At 62.3% G+C, this 21,783-nt stretch carries 17 protein-coding genes and 1 riboswitch; of the genes, 8 read left to right on the top strand and 9 right to left on the bottom strand.

From position 1 onward, the window contains the following. Positions 1–21: 21 nt before the first annotated feature. Positions 22–1,086 carry a cobalamin biosynthesis protein CobW gene (gene cobW / locus C6558_RS19610; protein ID WP_025427375.1) on the bottom strand — a complete coding sequence of 355 codons (1,065 nt, stop codon included), beginning with the start codon at positions 1,084–1,086 and terminating at the stop codon, positions 22–24. 3 nt (positions 1,087–1,089) lie between these two features. Continuing rightward, positions 1,090–1,614: a bifunctional adenosylcobinamide kinase/adenosylcobinamide-phosphate guanylyltransferase gene (gene cobU / locus C6558_RS19615; protein ID WP_025427376.1), complete on the bottom strand. Its 525-nt coding sequence runs from the start codon at positions 1,612–1,614 to the stop codon at positions 1,090–1,092. A gap of 137 nt (positions 1,615–1,751) precedes the next feature. Continuing rightward, a riboswitch (cobalamin riboswitch) is annotated at positions 1,752–2,158 on the bottom strand. A 309-nt stretch (positions 2,159–2,467) separates the two neighbouring features. On the opposite strand from cobU, the gene C6558_RS19620 reads away from it, so the two are divergent. Then, positions 2,468–4,696, top strand: coding sequence for an adenylate/guanylate cyclase domain-containing protein (locus C6558_RS19620; protein ID WP_084815264.1), 2,229 nt, complete (start codon positions 2,468–2,470; stop codon positions 4,694–4,696). A gap of 25 nt (positions 4,697–4,721) precedes the next feature. Here C6558_RS19620 and C6558_RS19625 read toward each other — a convergent pair whose 3' ends face one another. Continuing rightward, entirely contained in the window at positions 4,722–5,345 is a 624-nt protein-coding gene (locus C6558_RS19625) for a trans-aconitate 2-methyltransferase (RefSeq protein WP_025427378.1), read from the bottom strand. Positions 5,346–5,469: 124 nt separating this feature from the next. Then, entirely contained in the window at positions 5,470–6,927 is a 1,458-nt protein-coding gene (locus tag C6558_RS19630; RefSeq protein WP_025427379.1) for a cobyric acid synthase, read from the bottom strand. Positions 6,928–7,177: 250 nt separating this feature from the next. Here C6558_RS19630 and C6558_RS19635 point away from each other — a divergent pair, with 250 nt between their 5' ends. The 4 genes from C6558_RS19635 to C6558_RS19650 all read left to right on the top strand — a co-directional run bounded on the left by C6558_RS19635 (position 7,178) and on the right by C6558_RS19650 (position 11,421). Further along, positions 7,178–7,321 carry a hypothetical protein gene (locus C6558_RS19635; protein ID WP_107027614.1) on the top strand — a complete coding sequence of 48 codons (144 nt, stop codon included), beginning with the start codon at positions 7,178–7,180 and terminating at the stop codon, positions 7,319–7,321. Between the two features lie 867 nt (positions 7,322–8,188). After that, on the top strand, positions 8,189–9,187 hold the full coding sequence (locus C6558_RS19640; RefSeq protein ID WP_025427380.1) for an ABC transporter substrate-binding protein: 999 nt from the start codon (positions 8,189–8,191) through the stop codon (positions 9,185–9,187). Positions 9,188–9,470: 283 nt separating this feature from the next. Next, positions 9,471–10,382 carry a proline/glycine betaine ABC transporter permease gene (locus tag C6558_RS19645; protein ID WP_025427381.1) on the top strand — a complete coding sequence of 304 codons (912 nt, stop codon included), beginning with the start codon at positions 9,471–9,473 and terminating at the stop codon, positions 10,380–10,382. Beyond that, positions 10,375–11,421 (top strand): glycine betaine/L-proline ABC transporter ATP-binding protein, encoded by a 1,047-nt coding sequence (locus tag C6558_RS19650; protein WP_025427382.1) that lies wholly within the window; start codon positions 10,375–10,377, stop codon positions 11,419–11,421. Before C6558_RS19645 ends, C6558_RS19650 begins: the two co-directional genes overlap by 8 nt. 235 nt (positions 11,422–11,656) lie before the next feature. Here the strand turns inward: C6558_RS19650 and C6558_RS19655 are convergent, their stop codons facing one another. Both C6558_RS19655 and C6558_RS19660 read right to left on the bottom strand, forming a co-directional pair. Next, positions 11,657–12,523: a D-alanyl-D-alanine carboxypeptidase family protein gene (locus C6558_RS19655; protein ID WP_025427383.1), complete on the bottom strand. Its 867-nt coding sequence runs from the start codon at positions 12,521–12,523 to the stop codon at positions 11,657–11,659. Positions 12,524–12,724: 201 nt separating this feature from the next. Beyond that, complete coding sequence (locus tag C6558_RS19660; protein ID WP_158071734.1) at positions 12,725–13,840, bottom strand: acyltransferase; 1,116 nt, start codon at positions 13,838–13,840, stop codon at positions 12,725–12,727. A gap of 375 nt (positions 13,841–14,215) precedes the next feature. Between C6558_RS19660 and C6558_RS19665 the strand changes: the two genes are divergently transcribed. After that, positions 14,216–15,565 carry an O-antigen ligase gene (locus tag C6558_RS19665; RefSeq protein ID WP_081788862.1) on the top strand — a complete coding sequence of 450 codons (1,350 nt, stop codon included), beginning with the start codon at positions 14,216–14,218 and terminating at the stop codon, positions 15,563–15,565. Positions 15,566–15,647: 82 nt separating this feature from the next. Then, the gene (bmt, locus tag C6558_RS19670) at positions 15,648–16,664 is read left to right on the top strand and encodes a betaine--homocysteine S-methyltransferase (RefSeq protein ID WP_025427386.1); all 1,017 of its coding nucleotides are present in this window, start codon (positions 15,648–15,650) and stop codon (positions 16,662–16,664) included. Positions 16,665–16,801: 137 nt separating this feature from the next. Here bmt and C6558_RS19675 read toward each other — a convergent pair whose 3' ends face one another. Beyond that, complete coding sequence (locus tag C6558_RS19675; RefSeq protein ID WP_025427387.1) at positions 16,802–17,956, bottom strand: aminotransferase class I/II-fold pyridoxal phosphate-dependent enzyme; 1,155 nt, start codon at positions 17,954–17,956, stop codon at positions 16,802–16,804. A 58-nt stretch (positions 17,957–18,014) separates the two neighbouring features. Next, on the bottom strand, positions 18,015–18,650 hold the full coding sequence (locus C6558_RS19680; RefSeq protein WP_025427388.1) for a transcriptional regulator: 636 nt from the start codon (positions 18,648–18,650) through the stop codon (positions 18,015–18,017). A gap of 134 nt (positions 18,651–18,784) precedes the next feature. On the opposite strand from C6558_RS19680, the gene C6558_RS19685 reads away from it, so the two are divergent. Next, a complete protein-coding gene (locus C6558_RS19685) occupies positions 18,785–19,132 on the top strand; it encodes a hypothetical protein (protein ID WP_025427389.1) in 348 nt (115 codons plus the stop codon). Between the two features lie 501 nt (positions 19,133–19,633). Here C6558_RS19685 and C6558_RS19690 read toward each other — a convergent pair. Beyond that, the gene (locus C6558_RS19690; protein WP_107027605.1) at positions 19,634–21,781 is read right to left on the bottom strand and encodes a VWA domain-containing protein; all 2,148 of its coding nucleotides are present in this window, start codon (positions 21,779–21,781) and stop codon (positions 19,634–19,636) included. Positions 21,782–21,783: the final 2 nt, after the last annotated feature.

The following is a 21,783-nucleotide window of genomic DNA, read 5'->3' on the forward strand; positions in this document are numbered from 1 at the left end:
GAATTGCGTTGCTTCAAGGAGTTAGGCGAGTGCGGTGATGGCGGCGCGCACCGCAGCTTCGTCCATGTCGTGCAGGCCGATGACGACGAGGCGCGTACCGCGCTTCTCGCCAGCCGCCCAGGCACGGTCGTAATACTGGTCGATGCGGGCGCCAACGGCCTGGATCAGCAGGCGCATCGGCTTGCCGGGCACGTCGGCAAAGCCCTTGAGGCGCAGCACGTCATGCTCTGATATCACGCCCTTGAGGCGATCGATGAAACCTGCCGGATCGGCAATCGCGCCGAGCTCGACGACGAAGCTGTCGAACTCGTCATGAGAGTGCTCCTCGCCGGCCTCATGTTCCATCTCGTGGTGAGACTTGCGGTTGGCGATATCGCTTTCCGTGCCGACGCCGAGGCCGAGCAGGATGGCAGCGGCAACTTCGCCGTTCTTCGCCTCGATCATTGTTGGCTTGCGGTTAGTGCGCGAAGCGACCTCGTCGCGCACGGCCTTGAGGCCGGAGGCGTCGATCAGATCGGTCTTGTTGAGCACGATCAGGTCGGCGGCGGTCAACTGGTCCTCGAACAGTTCCTCGATCGGGCTTTCGTGGTCGAGATTGTCGTCCTCGACACGCAACGCATCGACCTTGTCATGGTCGTCGGCAAAACGGCCGGCGGCAACGGCGGCACTGTCGACCACGGTGACGACGCCATCGACGGTGACTTCGCTGCGGATATCAGGCCAGTTGAAGGCGGCGATCAGCGGCTGCGGCAAAGCGAGGCCCGAGGTTTCAATGATGATATGGTCAGGACGATTTTCGCGCTCGAGCAGCTTGGTCATGGTCGGGATGAAATCATCGGCAACCGTGCAGCAGATGCAGCCATTGGTAAGCTCAATGATATCGTCTTCCGAGCAGGCTTCTGCGCCGCAGCCCTTCAGCACGTCGCCGTCGACGCCGAGATCGCCGAACTCGTTGATGATGAGCGCAATGCGCTTGCCATCGGCGTTCTGCAGCAGATTGCGGATCATCGTCGTCTTGCCGGCACCGAGGAAGCCGGTGATGACGGTCGCCGGGATCTTGCCCTGGTTGGCTCTGGCAGTGGTCATGGATCAACCCTTCATTTTCAGCGGCAATCCGGCCGCGACAAAGTAAACTTCCGCGGATTTCTCCGCAACGATCTGGTGAAGCCGGCCGGCATGGTCGCGGAAATCGCGGACCATGCGGTTCTCGGGCACGATGCCGAGGCCGACTTCGTTGGAAACAAGGATGAGGCGCGCCCGCGCCTCCGGCAGGAAAGCGGCAAGGGCCGCGAACTCTGCCGCCATGTCGCGCCCTTCCATCATCAGGTTGGTGACCCACAGCGTCAGGCAGTCGACGAGCACCACGCGGTTCTCGTCATCGATGCGCGTCAGCAGCGAAACGAGGTCGAGCGGCTCTTCATGCGTCGTCCAGCCTTCGCCGCGCCTTGCCCGGTGATGGTCGATGCGCTCGCGCATCTCGTCGTCCCAGGCACGGCCGGTCGCGACATAGTGCATGCCGAGCCCGGAGGCTTCGACGAGCCTTTCGGAAAAGCTGGATTTGCCGGAACGGGCACCGCCGAGGACCAGAACCGGCCCGGCATGGGAAATGCTCATGTGCGTTGCAGCCTCACGCGCTTGGTCGCGAATTCGAGCGGCAACAGGATTTCACCGCGCCGACGGCGCGTTCGGGAAACGATCGATGAGCCAAGACAACCTCCGTGATGGCGTGGGAAGCGGGCTTCCCTTCGGGCGGAATGCCCCTGTCGGACGGCAGGTCTCCTGGCTCACGGCGTCACGAGCCCACCACATCGCGCCCCGCGTGATCACGCGAAGACCGATGCTTGGGCCCGAACGGCCCGCCTCACCTTCCCGGCGTTTTCTGGTTTCGTGAAAGGCGGACGATTCGTAGAAGAAGAGGCGTCCAACCCGGCTGATCACGAAGCCACGCCAGTGGCTTTTCCGGCTGAATTCCAAACCGCCTTCGATTGCCCCATGCAATCGAAAGGAAGCCGGCTATCAGCCCGATGGCGAACCCTGACCGTTCTACAGTCGCGGGGTCGGCTGCGATAAGGATGCCCGATTTGGGTCCATCCGTCACATTCCCAATTATTCCCCCGCATCGCCACGATCCGGGGAAACCATCCAACGTCAGATGATTAGGAAGCGGGCGCCGCAAAGTCAATCGACGCGTGCGACACGCCACCCGTCGAGATGCGGCGCGCGACAATTTGCCGGCAGCAGGCCGCAAAGGCCACTCCTGCATGTTTTTATCCTTAGATGGTATTCGACCTAAGGATAAAAACATGCAGCAATTCAAAGTGTTACAGCGACCTTTGCGCGTCCAGTAAGACGCGCGGCGCTGTAGTCGACGTCGGAGCGGACGCTCCACGGCAACTGAACTTTATTTTAGCAACGTCAGATATTGCGATAGAGTAGCCGAAAGTCGTTTCGATTATCCGGAAGGCAGATGGAACGCAGGCTCACCGCCGTGATGATTGCCGACGTTTCCGGCTATGGACTGCTCACCCAAGCCGACGAAGAGGGTACGTGTGCCCGCTTTCAGGCCGATCTGCACGGCCTGTTCGAACAAAGGATTGCCGCACATCGCGGGCGGTTGATCAAGACCATGGGCGACGGGTTATTGGTCGAGTTCCAGAGTGTCGTCGAGGCGGTCCGTTGTGCGGTGGAGGTTCAGCGCGCGAAATCCGAAAGCCGCGGCTCCGATCAGGGTCGACTGGAATTCCGCATCGGCATCAATCTTGGCGACGTCATCGTTGAAGGCGACGACATTCACGGCGATGGAGTGATCATTGCCGAGCGCCTGCAGAGCCTCGCCGAACCGGGTGGGATCATCATCTCCGGCACCGCCTACGACCAGGTCGAGAAGCACCTCGATGTCGGCTTCGTCTTTCTCGGCGAACAACGCCTGAAGCATATCGAAAAGCCGGTGCGGACTTACCGGCTGGGGCTGAACGAAGCCCGCCCCGGCAGCGTAAAGGTCGCTGGGCGCCACGCGAAGCGCTGGGCGGCACTCGTTACGTCTGCTGTCGTGCTCGGCGCTGCTGCCGGCGTGGCCTGGTGGCGGCCCTGGGAGTCGCCTGTGGAAACGGTCCAGATACAACCACCGAATCTGACCGCGCCGGACAAGCCGTCGATCGCGGTGCTTCCGTTTGCCAACGTGAGCGACGATCCCAGGCAGGAGTATTTCGCCGATGGCATGACCGATGGCCTTGTCACCGAGCTGGCTCAGGTATCCGGCTTGTTCGTTATCGCGCGTAACTCGACCTTCACCTACAAGGGCAGGGCGGTGACACCCAGGCAGGTGTCCAAGGAACTCGGTGTCCGATACGTCCTCGAAGGCAGTGTGCAGCGTGCCGGAGAACAGCTACGGATCAATGTTCAGCTCATAGATTCTCTCAGCGGCGGCCACGTTTGGGCCGGCAAGTTCGACGGTTCACTTTCCGATGTCTTTGCGCTGCAGGACGAAGTGATGCGCGGCATTGCCGACGCGCTTGCGCTTCGGTTGAATCCTGACGAGCAGATGGCCTTCGGACGCAAGGAAACGACGGTCCCGGCGGCCTTCGATGCGTTCCTGCGCGGCTGGGAGCATCACCGGCGCACGACCCCCGAAGATTTTGCAAAGGCAGTGCCTTTTTTCGAGCAGGCGATTGCGCTCGATCCTGCCTATGGACGAGCCTATGCCGCCGCCGCCATGGTCTACGCGCGCGTCTACCTGTGGCGTTGGCATTATCGGCTTGATATCTCGCGGATCGAAGCTAGAGCCAAGGCGCTACAATTTCTAAGGACCGCGCAGAAACACAAAACAGCGCTCGCCTATCAGGCGGCCGCTCTCCTGTCCGAAGCGGCCTGGCAGCATGCCGATGCGCTCGCCGAACTCAAGGAAGCGATCGCGCTCGAACCCGGCGATTCCTGGAGCTACGCGCTGACGGCCTTCGTGCTGACCTCCGCCGGCCGCCCAGCGGAGGCCCTGCCCTATATCCGTACGGCCATGCGCCTCGATCCGCACTCTCCGTCCTTCTTCATTTACGTTCTTGGACTGACGCAGTTCAGCCTGGAGGATTTCGAGGCGTCGGTGGCTGCGGTGAAGCGCAGCATCGAACTCAATCCTCAGGATGACGGTTCTTTCCTTCTTCTCGCCTCCGCTTACGCGCACCTCGGCCGGAACACGGAAGCGCAGGCAGCGATCACTCGTTTCAACGCGCTTCGCCTCGCACGCGGTGGCACTGCCGCCACCATCTCGACCAGCCCGCCCATGGATCTGGCAAAGCTGGCGGATAGCGAGCTCTTCTACCGGGGACTGCGCCTGGCCGGCGTGCCTGAGACCTTGATGAACGCCGACTTCGTAGGCAGGAACAGACTGGAAGCCGACGAAGCCCGCTCACTATTCCTGGGGCATCGGCTGCATGGACGCATGCTGGACTCGGGCGAGGAACATGAGGCTGTCATTTCAACCGGGGGCGTGGCCACTCTGACAGGAGGCTGGGCTTCCATCGGCGCTGGTCGCATGACCGATGTCGAGGTCAAGTTTGACAGGGACGAGGTTTGCTTCCTGTGGCTCAAGACAACGAACCTCTGCGGAATGGTGCTGCGAAATCCCGGAGGACTTAGCGGCAAGGAAAACGAATTCATATGGTACCACGGCGACAGGGCGTTCACGTTCTCGCAGGTCCGCTAGCCCCTTGCGCTCGCCCATGCTACCGCTACCGTACCCGCTGCAGCGCGCTGAACTGAAAAGCCTGCACTGAATTCCATGGCGTCTTATGCTGGTGCCTGATCGCTTCGACCAGCCGGAAGGACGGCCCGATTACTTCGGCAAGCGCCGCCGGGTCGTAGCGCATCACCGGCAAACCGCTGCAGCGGTTCGGCCCATCCGGCGCAAAGGTGGCGATGATGGCGTGTCCGGAAGGCTTCACGGCAGCACAAAGACGTTCGACATAGGCCGCGCGCTCTGCCGCACCGGTCAGGAAGTGAAACGCGGCGCGGTCGTGCCAGATATCGTATTGCCGCGAAGGCGACCAGTCGGTCACGTCGGCGGCGATCCACTCTACCGCTTCGCCGCGCGCGCCGAGCCGGGCTCGTGCGGCGCCAAGCGCGGTTGGAGACAGGTCAAGCACCGCGACCGACCATCCGCCCTCCTCCAGCAGCCGATCGACCAATCTAGACGCACCGCCGCCGATATCGATCAGCGATGCCGGCAAGCCCCGCCCGTACTCGTGAATGAGCCGCAGCGACACCTCGGGCGTGCCTTCGAACCAGCTGACGCCCGCCTCGTCCTTGGAGGCATAGGCAGCATCCCAATGCGCACGCCGCTCGTCGTCACTCATTGCAAACCGCCTGTTGCGCCGGTCATCCCGTGGTCAGAAGTCTGCATGTGTCGGCGCCTGCGGCACGCAGTCCGCGACGCATCTTAACGCCCCGCGCGCGTGCTGCAAATGCTGCGGGCGGGCCTCAATTGCCGAGCAGTTGATGGAGCCACGTCGGGTCAAGCACCGCCTCGAGCTCCGCGGCGACGTCATCGAGCGCCGCATCGACCGACTGGCGGTAGTTGCCGATGCCGCCTTCGATGCCGAAGCTTTTGAGCAGGGCAGCACGGTAGGCATCGCTGGAAAACAACCCATGCAGGTAGGTTCCCATCACCCGTCCGTCGGCCGAAAGGGCGCCATCGGCGCGATCGTCGATGCGGATCGAAGGGCGGTCGCAGTCAGGACCCGTGGTGCGGCCGAGATGGATTTCATAGCCTTCGAGCGGCACGTCGTGTTCCAGCGACCAGGCACGGCTGTTGCGCAGGGTCTTTTCCGGCGCCATTTCCGTTTCGACGTCGAGCAGCCCAAGTCCCTTGATTTCCCGCTCGTTGCCCTCGATGCCGAGAGGGTCGGTGACGCGCGCGCCCAGCATCTGGTAGCCGCCGCAGATGCCGATCACCCGGCCACCGCGCCGCACATGGCGCTTGAGGTCCTCATCCCAACCCTGCGCCCTGAAATCCTTGAGATCGCCGATGGTCGATTTCGACCCAGGGATGACGACGAGAGCGGCATCGGCGGGGATCGGGCTGCCCGGTTTGACGAAGACGAGATCGACCTCCGGCTCGGCGGCGAGCGGATCGAGGTCGTCGAAATTGGCAATTCTCGACAACACCGGAACGGCAACCTTGAGCGCCCGCCCCTCGCCGCGGGCCAGCTTTTCGAGCACGACCGAATCCTCTGCCGGCAGCCGCCCGGCCGCCTTCAGCCACGGCACTACGCCGAAACAGGGCCAGCCGGTGTAGCGGCCGACCGCGGCGATGCCGTCGTCGAACAGCGTGACGTCCCCACGGAACTTGTTGATCAAATAGCCCGTCACCATGCGCCGGTCCTCGTCGGGCAGGATCGCATGGGTGCCGACCAACGAGGCGATGACGCCGCCGCGATCGATGTCGCCAACGAGCACAACGGGGACATCGGCGCGGGTCGCAAAACCCATATTGGCGATGTCGCCTGCTCTCAAGTTGATTTCGGCAGGTGACCCCGCCCCCTCGACGACCACGAGATCGGCACCGGCCGAAATCTGCTCGAAGCTTTCCATCACCGCCCCGAGCAGCTTCGGCTTCAGTGCCTGATATTCCCGCCCCTTCGCCTGGCCTGCGACCTTGCCCTGCACGACGATCTGGCTGCCGACATCCGACTGCGGCTTCAAGAGCACCGGGTTCATGTGCACCGAAGACGGCACGCGGGCGGCTAGCGCCTGCAGCCATTGCGCCCGGCCGATTTCGCCGCCGTCATGCGACACGGCGGCGTTGTTCGACATGTTCTGCGGCTTGAACGGCCTGACCTTCAACCCGTGATTGGAGGCGAGCCGGCAGAGGCCTGCCACCAATACCGATTTTCCGACATCCGAGCCGGTTCCCTGAAGCATGATCTTGCGTGTCATGCGGCCACCGGTAACACCGAATTGACCGGCCGCAAAGAGCTGTATTGACACGTTTTCGCCGCATTTGCGGCGCGTCGATGACGGACTGTTTCGGCCGCTCATCAAGCTTGTCGAGTTTCCCTCCGAAACTAGCATAAATGCGACATCCCGTGACGAGTTTGGCATTCAATTCCATAAGGCGCGAGCCTATATCAGCGCCATCGAAACACACACCGGACGACAAACGTCCGGCCTCTCAAGGTCCATGCCCATGCTGTACATATTCAGCAAACCAAATTTCGTTCAGATCGCCTGGAATTCCAAGGCACCGGTCAGCCAGTCGCGCGTTCGCAACGTCGTTCTCGACGCTCCCTTCGGCCCGCTCGGCTTCATCCGCACGTCCAACGTCGGCTGACCCATCAGGCCCATAGGATCGGGCCCCTATCGGCCACGGCTTCGCATTCCGGCAGCTGACGCCTTCTCCTCCAGCCGTCTCCCTTCGTGGAGGCGGTTTTTTTTGGCCATACGGCGCATGTGAGGCGCTGGGTTTGCGCATGTCGTCGCCGCAGAACCGCCACGCACTTTTGTGCGACACGCCCTTAAACGCGAAAACCGCATCGACCTCTTATCGAGGGATGCGGCTTCCAAAAAACGCTGGTCACTCCGGAAAAACACACCGGAGGTTCGCTCAAACCCGGGACGCTATACCTTGATCCGGGTCGACGGCCGTTTCCCGCCGCGCAACAACAATTAGCCGGACATCGTTACCGGATGGTTATCGAGGATTTAACGAAAGATGAATCGCGGCATTTTTTGAATTTTTTTCGCGACATTTACAAAATGTGCGCGTGGCGCATTCACGACAGGAAAGGTCCTGATTGCAACAGATCGAAAACAAGCATTGCGGCGACCGCTATATTTTACGGCACTAATTGTCGCGAATGCTTAAATTTGGCCCGATGGAAGCCAAAAAAATCCCCTTCCATCATGTCGCAGACAGACGCTGCCCGCAGCCCGGCGCGGCCGTTTTCCGATTCAAGAGGTTGATTTCCCAACGAGAATACTTAGGCTTGCGGAGCGGTATAGAGGAGATCCGGCCGGCGACAGGGTTCCGCGGCCAGGACCAGATCGAACTCCCACACCGCCGCAGCAGGGGCTACCCTTGGCTTGTCTTTTGCCGAACCCCAGGCTGCTCATTTGGCTCGGGTGACCGGGATGCACGGCGTCCCCACGACGCCCGTTTGATCGTAGGCTGCAGTTAAAGACTGGGAGGTCTTGCAACATGAAGAAACTCCTCGCTTCCACCATTCTCGCCGCGGGTCTGTACGCGCTGGCGGGTTCCGCGCAGGCCGCGGAATGCGGTGAAGTCAGCATTGCCGAGATGAACTGGGCGTCGGCGGGCGTTGCCGCTCACGTGGACAAGTTCATTCTGGAAAACGGTTACGGTTGCACCGTGACGCTGGTCACCGGCGACACCATGCCGACCTTTGCCTCCATGAACGAAAAGGCCCAGCCGGATATGGCGCCGGAACTCTGGGTCAACGCCGTTCGCACGCCGCTCGACGCGGCCATCAAGGAAGGCCGGCTGATCGAAGCCGCCAAGATCCTGAGCGAAGGCGGCGTCGAAGGCTGGTGGATCCCGAAATTCGTCGCCGATGCCAACCCCGATATCAAGACGGTGCAGGATGCGCTGAAACACCCCGATCTCTTCCCGGCACCGGAAGACCCGTCCAAAGCCGCCATTCACAATTGCCCGTCTGGCTGGAACTGCCAGGTTTCGACCGCCAATCTCTACAAGGCGATCGATGCCGAGAAGGCCGGCTTCCAGCTGATCGACACCGGCTCTGCGGCCGGCCTCGACGGCTCGATCGCCAACGCCTTTGCCAAGAAGACCGGCTGGCTCGGCTACTACTGGGCACCGACTGCCATCCTCGGCAAGTACGAAATGACCCGCCTCTCCTTCGGCGTTGATCACGACAAGAAGGAATGGGACGCCTGCTCGGCCGTTCCGGATTGCCCGAGCCCGAAGGTCAACTCCTACCCGGTCTCCGACGTCTTCACTGTCGTGACCAAGTCGTTTGCCGACAAGGCCGGCGTTGCCATGGACTATGTCAAGGCGCGCAAGTGGGACAATGGCACCGTCAACAAGGTCCTTGCCTGGATGGATGAGAACCAGGGCACCAACGAGGATGCAGCAAAGCACTTCCTCGAAGAGTTCCCGGACATGTGGACCACATGGGTAAGCCCTGATGTGGCCGAGAAGGTCAAGGCGGCACTCTGATTTTCGCTGACGATGCAGGCGGCCCGCGTGAAAAGCGGTCGCCTGCATCGGCGTCTTCGCCAGCCGGAAAAAATTGTCGGACATGGCAAGCAATACCGGCGACGACGAACAGGTTCAGTTCGCTTCGCATGTCGCATTCAGTAAAGCGGGCGTCACGTTCCGCTGTCACATTCCTCACGCCGGGACCCGAAGAGGTCACCGCAAAGTCTGCGCAGGGATCGGCAACGACCGGTCTGAAGACGCAGTCGGCGTCATAAGACTTCAGGCCAAGAAGGGGAAAAATATGGCATCCATCTGCAGTGTCTTGCCAGAGTTGCTCTGCAAGTTCCCTGCCATTGACGACGGAACGATCCGCCTGGCTCGCAAGACCATCGACGATGGTTTCAAGGGTTTCGTCCGCACCTATGGCGACGCCATCGACACGGTCGTCCAGCCGCTTCAATGGTTTCTGAACTATCTCGAAAGCCTGTTCGTCAGCTCGCCGTGGATCGTCATCCTCGCGCTCATGGTGGCGATCGTCTATTTCGGCAGCCGCAACATCAACATCACCATCGGCACGGCGCTGTCGATGATCGCCATCGGCCTCGTCGGCCTGTGGAACGACACGATGGTCACGCTCGCAATGGTCACCGTCTGCACGCTGATCTCGATCCTGATCGGCATTCCGATCGGCATTCTGATGGCGCGCTCCGAGCGGGTGCAGTCGGTCGTCAATCCGGCGCTCGACGTGATGCAGACGATGCCGAGCTTCGTCTATCTTATTCCGGTCGTGATGATCTTCGGCATCGGCAAGGTTCCGGGCCTCATCGCCGTCGTCATCTATGCCGTGCCGCCGATGATCCGGCTCACCAATCTCGGCATCCGCCTCGTCGACAAGGAAGTGCTCGAAGCCGCCGACGCCTTCGGGTCGTCGGCCTGGCAGAAGCTCAAGAACGTGCAGATGCCGCTGGCGCTGCCCACCATCATGGCCGGCATCAACCAGACCATCATGATGTCGCTGGCGATGGTCGTCGTCGCATCGATGATCGGCGTGGGCGGCCTCGGCAAGAACGTGCTGCAGGCGATCGCCAACCAGTTCTTCACCGTCGGTTTCCTCAACGGCTTCGCCCTTGTCGGTATCGCCATCATTTTCGACCGTACCAGCCAGGCCTTCGGCAGGCGGCTACAGAAGCATTCGGAGGTTATCCATGGCTAGTCACGCGATCGAGGTGAAGAACCTCTACAAGATCTTCGGCCCCAATGGCGGCAACTATGTCGATGCCGTCAAGCGGGGCCTGGGCAAGGCGGAACTCAACGAAAAGCACGGCCACGTGCTCGGTCTGCAGGACATCAACATCTCGATGCCGGCCGGTGGCGTCATGGTGGTCATGGGGCTTTCGGGCTCGGGCAAGTCGACGCTGATCCGCCACATCAACCGGCTGATCGACCCGACCGCAGGCGAAGTGCTCTATGACGGCGTCGACGTCTGCAAGATGAACGACAACGACCTGCGCGAATTCCGTCGCCACAAGACGGCGATGGTGTTCCAGAAATTCGCGCTGCTGCCGCACCGGACCGTGCTCGACAACACCGTTTACGGCCTGGAGATCCAGGGCGTCGGCAAGGCCGAGAGCGAAAAGCGCGCGCGCGGCTGGATCGACCGGGTCGGTCTCCAGGGCTTTGAGAACCACTACCCCAACCAGCTTTCCGGCGGCATGCAGCAACGCGTCGGCCTCGCCCGGGCGCTCACCAACGATGCCGACATCCTGCTGATGGACGAAGCCTATTCGGCACTCGATCCGCTGATCCGCGTCGATATGCAGAGCGTGCTTCTCGACCTACAGAAAGAGCTGAAGAAGACCGTCGTCTTCATCACCCACGATCTCGACGAGGCGCTCAGGCTCGGCGACAAGATCGCCATCCTGCGGGATGGCCGCGTGGTGCAGCAGGGAACGGGCCAGGAAATCGTGCTGTCGCCCGCCGACGACTACATCAGCGCCTTCGTCAAGGAAGTGAACCGCGGACGCGTCATCAATGTCGAGACGATCATGCGGCCGCTTTCCGGCAACCCGGAAGGCATGCCGCTGACGATGGGCACGGTGCTGGAATCGGCGGCCCGCGCCATGACCGGCGCTCATCTCAACGTGGCCCATGTCGTCGACGAAAACGGCCGCCCGATCGGCGCGCTCGATCTGCCGACGATCATCTCGGCCATGGTGACGCCCACCAGTCACGAGGACAAGAGAGCCGCATAGACAGGCCAATCGGCAGCAAGGGCGCTCGGCACCTCCCATCGCGGGAACAGGCCGCAGCGCCCTTCGCATGTCAGGCGGGTCGTATCGTCTGCGGGGTGCAACTCGGAAGACGCACGCTGTCGGCGCTCATGCAGCAATTCAAAGTGCTACAGCGACCTTTGCGCGTCTAATAAGACGCGCGGCGCTGTAGGCCGATGTCAGCCTCGCATTCGCACCAAGTGCTCTACGGCGCTGTTCAGTTGGTCTTCGTCGTTTCGGCTGCAGCCGGCTCGACGGTGCTTGCGGACGAAAGCGTATCGCTGGTCGCCGGGAAATACTTGTCGAGCAGGCCCATCATCTGGGTGTCGCGCTTTTCGGCGGTCTCGCCGCCCATGACGACGCCGACGAGGCGCTTGCCGTCGCGCGTCGCCGACGTCACCACGTTATAGCCAGACGCCGTGGTGTAGCCGGTCTTGATGCCGTCAGCGCCTGCATAGCGGTTCATCACGCCGTTGTGGCCGCGAAGCTTCATGCCCCTGAATTCGATCTTGCGGTTCGAAAACAGCGCAAACTCTTCTGGGAAATCGCGCATCAGCGCAATGCCGAGCGTCGCCATGTCACGCGCCGTCGTCACCTGCTCCGGATCCGGCAGGCCGTTGGCGTTCTTGAACACGGTGCTGGCCATGCCGAGCTGGTGCGCCTTCTCGGTCATCACCTTGGCAAACCCGGTTTCAGTGCCGGCCAGCTGTTCGCCGATGGCAACGGAAGCATCATTGGCCGACAGCACGATCATGCCCATCACGGCTTCGCGGACGGAGACGGTGCGCCCGACGCCGACGGCCAGCTTGAAGGGCTCCTTGCCATTGGCATTTTCCGACATCGTCAGTCGCTGGTCCCACGTCAGCTTGCCGTCGCGAAGCGCTTCGAACGCAAGATAGATCGTCATCATCTTGGTCAAGGACGCGGGATAGTTCAGCTCGTCGGCATTCTCGGCTTCGAGAACGGTGCCGGTCTGCGCGTCCAGAACCAGATGGGCTTTTCCGGCGAACGCGTAGGACGCACCGCCGAGCAACAGACCGAGTGAAACCGCCGCCGACGCGAGTGTCCGGATAGTGAAATGCATGATGTTCTTCTCGTTTGAGGCTATCGATCAGCGCGCGATACCCGCGGGCAAGCTAGCAACTACATAAGTGCCGCCTTTTACAGCGATCACAAGCGAGCCGCAATCGCCTATCGGCTGCGGCTTTTCGTCGTGAGCAATCGCCCCGCTTCCGCCACAATGGCGTCAACGGACAACCTGGCTTCGGCGCCAGATCGAACCTGCCTAACCCTCACGCGCCGCGACAGCCCTCGCCCCAAAAGGCCAGCCTGACAGAAAGGGTTTTTCGATGAAACGGAAGGTCAGAGTAGAGACAACCAGCACCCCACCTATCGCAGCGAGCGTCACCAGCGTCGCGAAGCCCTGGTCGAGCGTCAGAACCGTGTCCCCATCGGGAGCGACGTGGGTCGGAACCTTCAGGCCGAAGCGCAGAATCTGGGTGACCGCCCAGCCGACAATGGAATGGGTCAGGTAGACGCTGTAGCTGACGGTGCCCAACCAGACGAAGGACGGCCACTCGAGAAAGCGGCGAAGACTCGTGTCCTCCTGCAGGTTCGCCACGGCCACAACCGTGACCGCAAAAAGAGGCGGCAGAAGGATTTCCGCGCGGCCGCCGCCGAGGCCCCAGATTGCCAAAACGACGAGCGTCAGCGCCGCTGCAGCCATCGGCGCCGCCGCCTTTCGGGGCAATCGGACGTGGAGCGAAGCGGCCCACGCCCCCAGGAAAAAAGAGAATACGCAGCGGATGATCGCAAAGATCGGATCGGTTTCGAGCCGTCCGCCCTCCAGAGCGAGCAGGATGATGGCCGCTCCACCCGCCAGAACAAGGCACCAGCGCACCGGTAACCGCAGGAGACCCACCGTCAAAGCGAAGATCAGATAGGTCCAGAACTCGACCGAAATGGACCAGCTCGGAATATTGAACCCGAGTTCGCTCAGAACCACGCCCTGCAGCAGAAAAAGATTGGCAAGGAACGCCTTTGCGTCGGACACCACAAAGGCGGGGTTATTGGAGATGATGCCGGTCTTCTGTTCAAAGATGTATTTGAGACACTCTATGCCGAGGAAGATCAGCAGCGTGAACAGATGAAGCGGATAGAGGCGCCAGAACCGCCGGCGCTGGAAGCTTGCGAGCTCTGCGGGGCTCGACAATCTGTTGGCATAGTTGAGAGCAATCACGAAGCCGCTGAGCACGAAGAAGAAGTCGACCATGAGGTAGCCGTGCCGGATGAAGGCATTCTCACTCAGCAGGCTGCCGTAACGGAAATGGTGCAGGACAACCGCAAGGGCCGCGAAACCCCGCAAGGATTCGAGCGCCAGGAGTTTGGGTTTCTTCACCATTGCGGAGAATGCTCCATCGCTGGCGGCAAGCGCCGCCATTTCGTCACGTTGCGCCCGTCGTTTAGACGGTCTGCTTCGAGAAGACAGGTCCCGCAAGGACGATTGGAAGCTACCTTCGCCCGGGAAGCCTTAAAATCCGGTAATGGGCATTCTGCGTTGAGCCAAAGACATTTGGCTTCTGTTGTCGGGGCAAGGCAAAACTGCCCGCTTTGGCAAAAGATGCCCGATTGAACCGAGCCGCCGTTTCATTCGACCTTAACCCGATTGCGCCATGCTTGATGGCAGGTCCCGGCCCTCTGGGGGCAACTGCAGACGGGAACCGCAAACCCGGAGGTGGCGCCGTGTCGGCGACGCCCCAGCAATCTCGGCGCCCTGATGCAAGTACCCCCCGCCACGGCAGACTTACCCACACGTCGGCATCCAGTGCCGGCGCGGGTAGGCTACGACGTTGGGCTCGCACAGCTGACGCGCCATTTGGCTTCGCTGCTATCCGGCCTCGGGCTCTTCCTCATGGTCTTCACGCTGATGCCCTTTCAGGGCGCCATGGAGACGGACCCGAATGCCGCCAACGATGGCAACATCATCAACCAGGTCGGCTACATCGTGCTTGGTGCGGTCTATCTGTTTGCGATGCTGCTCGTGGTCGACAAGCGGGTGCTGGCGCGGCTGGCCTCGCCGGCCTGGGTGGCGATCTTCGCCATCGCCTACTTCTCCTGCCTGCAGTCCTACGATCCGGCCGCCTCCGCCCGTGGTCTGACGCTCAGCCTTGTGGCGATGATCATGGTGGCCGGCGTGCTGGTGCTGCCGCGCAGCGAGGAGGATTTCGTTCATGCCGGGGCAAATGCCATACTGCTCCTCATCCTGATCGACTATGCCGCGCTCATCGTGGCGCCGGACCTGGCCATTCACTCGGCCGCCGGCGGCGAGCCCTGGCATGCCGGCTTCTGGCGCGGCCATCTCCTACACAAGAACGTCTCGGCGCCGGTGTTTTCGATCCTGTGCATGTTCGGGATCTATTGCCTGCGCTCCGGCGCCACGCTTCGCGGCTGGGCCATCACCCTGCTCTCGGTCAACTTCGTGCTGCACACCGGCTCGAAGACCACCATCGGCTTCCTGCCAATCGCCATAACGCTGGTGCTTGCCGGTCGCGCCGTTCGCAGCCCCGGCCTGATGATCGTCGCGCATCTGGTCATGTCGGTCGTCGTCTTCGGCCTGACGCTCGGCACGATCTATTCAGACACCCTGCTTTCGTTCACCAGGGCGATCATCGACGATGCCACCTTCACCGGACGCGACGACATCTGGAAGTTCGCCAGCGCCAGCATCGCCGAGCACCCATGGCTAGGTCAGGGTTACTCCAGCTTCTGGCTCTCGCCCGTCATCATGGGCCTTGAGGCCAACTTCGAGGCGAACTGGGACGTGCGTGGCATCGTTGCCGGCCACAACAGCTATCTCGACGCGGCGCTGACATTTGGCCTGCCCGGCGGTATCCTCATAAGCCTGCTGCTCTTCGTCAAACCGCTCCTCGACTACATCCGCGCCTCGCGCCGGCCGGAGGGTCGGGCCTTTGCCGACTTCTGCGTCATGGTCGTCATTTTCATGACTTACAACGCCATGCTCGAAAGCTTCTTCCTCAACCGCGCCGACCCGATGTGGCTGCTGACGGCGCTGGCCATCTTCGGGCTCGGCCTTGCCGGGCGCTTGGGCCTGCGCCACCAACAATAGTCCCGGCCACCCACGCCGACGCTTGCAAAGACATAAAGATATCTTTATATCTTATTGCATTCATTCTAGCCGGGAAAAGCCGATGACCGCTGCAGCCAACGTTCTCTCCGACCTTATCGCCGAAAAAGGCGTTCTTCTTGCCGATGGCGCCACCGGAACCTCGCTGTTCGCGATGGGCCTCGAAGCCGGCGAAGCGCCGGAAATCTGGAACGAGACCAGGCCCGAGAACATCGCCAAGCTGCACCAGGACTTCGTCGACGCCGGCGCCGACATCATCCTGACCAACTCCTTCGGCGGCACCCGCCACCGCCTGAAGCTGCACCACGCCCAGGATCGCGTGCACGAACTCAACAGGCGCGCGGCCGAAATCGCCCGCGCCGTCGCCGACCAGGCACCGCGCAAGGTCATCACCGCCGGTTCTGTCGGCCCGACCGGCGAACTGCTGATCCCGCTTGGCGCGCTGTCCTATGAGGACGCGGTCTCGGCCTTCGTCGAACAGATCGAAGGCCTGAAGGCCGGCGGCGCCGAAGTCGCCTGGATCGAGACCATGTCGTCGCCGGACGAGATCCGCGCGGCCGCCGAGGCCGCCGCCAAGGTCGGCATGCCCTATGTCTATACCGGCTCCTTCGACACCGCCGGCAAGACCATGATGGGCCTGCACCCCAAGGATATTCACGATGTCGCCAAGGATCTGGGCAATGGCCCGGTCGCCGTCGGGGCCAATTGCGGCGTCGGCGCGTCCGACATCCTGTCCTCGCTGCTCGACATGACCGCGGCAAAGCCCGAGGCGACCGTGATCGTCAAGGGCAATTGCGGCATTCCGGAATTCCGCGGCTCGGAAATCCATTACTCCGGCACGCCGCCGCTGATGGCGGAATATGCTCGGCTCGCGGCCGACGCCGGCGCCAAGATCATCGGCGGCTGCTGCGGCACCACCTGCGGGCACCTCGCCGCCATGCGCGTGGCCCTCGACGAGCATTCGCCGCGCGAACGCCCGACGCTCGATGTGATCATCGAAAGGATCGGCCCGCTGCGCAACAAGTCGGCCAATGAAGCTCCATCGGCCCCGGCCCGGGAACGGCGCAGCCGCCGCGGCTAAAAGCACTTCCAGGGGAAGTGCGAAAAGCACGCAAGATCGACAAAATAACGAAACGCTCCGGCATCATCTGATCCCGGAGCGTTTTCATTTGTAGCGTTCGCTATGGCTCTCGCAACGAGCGGGAATGCCCCCGAAAATCAGGCGCTGCGCTTGATCGCACTGTCCGCCCGAAGATGCTGCCGCCAGGCCTCAAGCCCGATCTCGATGTTCTTGCGACCGAAGCCGACACGGAAGCGATCCTCAGCGACCGGCAGCAGGTCGGACACGAACAGGCTGGATGGCAGCAGCAGCACGCCCGCCTCTTCCACCAGGCGGCGGCAATGGGTCTCGACCCCATCGGCTCCGAGATAGCGGGCAAAACCGACGCAGCCGCCATCCGGCTCCCGCCATTCATAGAGGGCGGGGAATTCGGCAAAGAAGGCTCCGAGCTTTTCGAGGTTCGAGGCGCAAAGCGCCCGATTGCGTGTCAGCAGTTGCTCGCGCGCCTTGAGTGCGATCGTTGCCAGAACCTCGGACGGACGCGAATTGCAGATCGACAGATAGTGCTTCATCTTCTCCATGCGCTCGATCAGCGCATGATCGCGGCAGGCGATCCAGCCGATGCGCAAGCCCGGCAGGCCATAGGCCTTGGACATGACGTTGAGCGAGATGCCGCGCTCGAACAACTCGGCCGCCTGCGACAGCCTCAGCGCCGGGTCGCGCTCGAGCCCACGATAGACCTCGTCGCTGAAGAGATGGATGCCGCGTTCGGCGCAGAGCTCGGCCAGCGCCTTGAAGGTCTGCTGATCGGCGATCGAGCCGGTAGGGTTGTTGGGGAAGTTGACTGCAATCAGCCTGGTGTTCGGCTTCAGCGCCGCACGCACGTCGGCAATATCGAGGCGCCAGTTGTTTTCCGGGCGCAGCGGCACGCCGGTGACCGAAGCGGCGATCGTGACCGGCAGCGTTTCCATCGACTGATAGTTTGGCACGGTGACGATGGCGTGGTCCTGAGGGCCGAGCAGCGCCAGCATGGCGCAGTAAAGCCCCTCCTCCGCCCCGGCAAAGCAGAGAATGTCTTCAGCCGAGAGCCCCTGATAGGTCGACGCAATGGCCGCGCGCAAGGCCGGTGCGCCATAGGTTTCGGTGTAGCCGAGCGTCAGCTTGTCCCAGGCTTCCCGGTCCGCGTCGTCGGCCAGCGCCAGCAGTTCGCCCATGCCGATGGTTTCGCTGTCGCTGGCGGTCATGTGGTGGCGCGCCTTGAACTCCCAGCGGGAGAAATGCGTTTCGAGGCGGAAGTCTGGCAAGGTGGTCATATCGGGTCCTCCAATCGCTGCGTCCGGCGGACGGGCGAAACCATTGTCTTCGTCGTGATCAGGAAGCGTCGCCGCGGGCGGCAGTGAGATAGTTGTAGATCGAGGCGCGCGAGGTGCCGATCAGGCTGGCAAGATGGTCGACGGCGTTGCGGGTCTTGAACAGGCCGCGCTCCTCCAGCGCCGCCACCAGCGCCACCCGGTCCGCCCGTTTCAGCGCTGAAAGCGCGAGCCCCCGCTCCTTCAGCCAGTCATGCAGCGACGCGTTGATCTCTTCGCGCCAGTCACGCGAAAACAGCACCTGCGGCCGCGGCTGCGCAGCACCGGCAAAGGCGGAAAGCAGCTTCACGGCATTGTCGATCATCGAGACATCGAGATTGATGCAGAGCAGGCCTGCCGCGTCGCCCTTGGCGTCGCGCAACACCGCCGAGATGGACTTGATGCGCCGACCGTCGACTCCAGTCTTCTCGTATGGCCCGAGCACGTTTTCCGCGCCCGAAACCACGCCGAACTCTTCCTCGATCAGCGAATCCTCGCCGACCGCCCGGCCGGAGGAGGCATTCCAGATGGCAACGACGGTGCCGCGCTTAAGGTCATGCAGCACCACCTCCGCATGCGGATAGAGCAAGGCGCTGATGGCCGCAGCCGTTGGCGCGTGCATGGCAATGTCGAAGGCAATGGCGGGCTTTATGTTCATGTCACTGGAATGACCGATTCTGGACTTTTTGTCAATTCTAGACGTTTCGTTTAAGTGCATCATTCACCGATGCTTGCGCGCCCTGCCGGCCTGTCCTATCCCGAAGAAAACGAGATTCGCCTGGAGACACTGACATGAATGCCGGACCCGCTTCCTTCCCCGACAGGGACACCGTTGCCGACAAGCTTTCGGCTTTTGGCGAAGCGGATCAGGCCTTTATCCGCCTGCTGGCGGAAAACCCCGAGCAGGACGAGCAACTGATGGAAGGCCTCCATCGCTGCCTCGACATCGCCTCCGAAGCCCGCTTCCTCAACACGTTGAAGCTCGAAAAGCTTGGCCATTGGCTCGGCAGCGAGGCCCCGGCGCGGCTGCAGATGCGCCTGATGGAAGCCGCCCGCTCCAGCCAGCACCCGGCCTACCAGGCGTTCAGAACGGGTTTGACGAAATCAGGCGGCCTGGAGCGCGCGTTTCCGAAGGGTTGAGGTTAGGCGTTTAAAGAGCGCCATGGGGCTCGGCGCGATCACAATGAATCTTTGACCTAGCTGGTTGGTCCGCTGCACCTTGCTGCCCGAGTGGGATTTCTCGCCCTCATTCCTGTGCTTGTCACAGGAATCCAGCAGCGCCGTGTCTACGGCGCGGAAGAGCTTGAGGAAGAAGGGCCACTGGAAGGATCCTTAACTGCGCAGACGCGCCGTTACTGGATTCCTGTGACAAGCACAGGAATGAGGGAAGTGGTACCGTCCGAGGACAAGGAGACGGCACCTTTAGTCAGGACGATGGTTGCCGGGCATCGGACTATCCCTTTCGGCAACGGGGTCCTTGAACTCCCCGACGCCTACCAAACGGACCACGCGCAGAACAGGTTACGTCAGACGAAGGCAGCGCCGTATATCCCTTCTCCCCGCAAGCGGGGAGAAGGTGGCGGCAGCCGGATGATGGGCCACGCCGCGGTAACGGCGCAGCCTCATCCTCCCGCCCGACCCTCAATTGGCCGAGCCGCCGCCCGAAAGCCCCTTGGCGAGCCGCACCAGATTGACGAATTCGCCGCGATAACCGAACGGGTCCGCCCCCTTGGCCGCTGCCGCCAGATCGACGACGGCATCATAGGAATAGTCCGACAGCGCCGTCACACCCGAAAGCTTCTGCCCGAAGGCGGCCACGGCGACCGAGAAGCGCACGTCATTGGGCGCCTCTGCGAGCGATGGCACGGCGTTCGCCTCGGTAACCGGCGTTGTGATCAGTTCGCTTTGGTCGCCATCCGGTTTCTTGTAGCGGATTTTGAGGAAAGCGAGTTCGCCGGTTTTCGTCGTCGCATCGGCTGCCGGCTTCTCCGCCGCCGCGTAGCGCAGGTCGTCGTTCAGCACCGCCGGACTGCCCTTCGGCGTCACCTCGTAGATCGCCGTGACGCTGTGGCCGGAGCCGATGTCGCCGGCATCGACCTTGTCGTTGTTGAAGTCCTCGCGCTTCAGGGCCCGGGTCTCGTAGCCGATCAGGCGGTATTCGGCGATTGCATCCGGGTTGAATTCCACCTGCAGCTTGACGTCCTTGGCGATCGGGAACAGCGATGAGCCCGCCTCTTCCACCAGCGTCTTCTGCGCCTCGGCCAGCGTATCGATATAGGCGGCCGTACCGTTGCCGTTCTGGGCAATCGTCTGCATCAGCGCATCGTTGTAGTTGCCGCGGCCGAAGCCGAGCACCGACAGGAAGATGCCGCTCCTGCGCTTGGCCTCGATCATCTGCTTGAGCTCGTCGTCGCTGGCGGGACCGACATTGAAGTCACCGTCGGTCGCCAGCATGATGCGGTTGACGCCACCCTTGACGAAGGCCTTCTCCGCCAGCCGGTAGGCAGCGTCGATGCCCTCGGCACCGGCGGTCGAGCCGCCGGGCTGCAACGTGTCGATCGCCGACAGGATCTTCGCCTTGTCCTTGACCGCGGTCGGTTCCAGCACCGTGCCGGCATTGCCGGCATAGGTGACGATCGAAACCGTATCCTCGGGCTTCAGTTTCTCGACCAGCAGCCGGAAGGCGCCTTTCAAGAGCGGCAGCTTGTCCGGCTCGTCCATGGAGCCGGAAACGTCGATCAGGAACACCAGGTTCGCCTTCGGTGCCTGCGCCGGCACGACGTCATAGCCCTTGATCGCCACGTGCATCAGCCGTGTGCCGCCATTCCACGGCGTCGGCGTCACCGTCACCGTCGCCTTGAACGGCTCAGTGGCGCTCGCCGGGCGCGGCCAATCATAAGGAAAATAGTTGACCATCTCCTCGACCCGCACCGCATCGCGCTCCGGCATCTGACCCTCCATTAGCGAGCGGCGCACGAAGGCGTAGGAAGCCGTATCGACATCGACCGAGAAGGTGGAGACCGGGTCGGTGGCGACGCTCTTGACCGGATTGCTGTCGGCCTTGTTGAAGCGCTCGCGGTTTTCCTGAGGAGCCGGAGCCATCTCCTCGGCAACAACGGGCGCCGGCATAAAGGTCATCCGTGTCTCAGCGCCCGGAGCTGCAGAAAGCGGTGCTGCGCTATCGCTCATCATCTGGTTGCCCAAAGCATCCGCCTCGGCCTCGGCAGTGGGCGCCGGGTTCTCGGCTCGCGCCGCAGATTGAACCTCGACGGTCTTCTGTTCGCGGGCGCGGGCAAGCGCCTCGGCGGCTGGCTTATCGGCCGGTGGCCGACCCTCAGCATCAACGGCAACCGACCCGCCGACTGCAAAGCCGGAGGTCTCCTGCCTCTTCGCAGCAGCTAGGTTTTCGTCCACCGCCGACGCAGTCGGAGCTGACTTCGGCCGTGGCGCTGCCTTCTGTTTCGGCTCTCCCTTCACCGCGATCTCTGCCCCGGTGTCGCCGGGCAGCACGGAGTTGCGCGTCAGTTCCAGCGTCAGGAACGTGGCGGCGGGGATGACCAGCAGCGTGGCGAGTGCCGATCCGGCAAGCAGTTTCCTGTTCATGATGGGGCTCCATATCCGGTTGAAGATGGAGCTTTGACGAACCGGCAGCATTGATCCTTGGGTGATGGTCGAATTTTCTTCTGCCATGTCGAAAGCCTGCATGGCGGCCGCGAGCGCACGCGCGCGTGCCTCGTTCGAAGCCTTTGGCGGGTTCAGCCCGGAGAGCTTGTCGAAATCGTCGGTCATGA

The organism is Ensifer sp. NM-2 (genome assembly GCF_003024455.1).
Lineage (GTDB): Bacteria > Pseudomonadota > Alphaproteobacteria > Rhizobiales > Rhizobiaceae > Ensifer > Ensifer canadensis.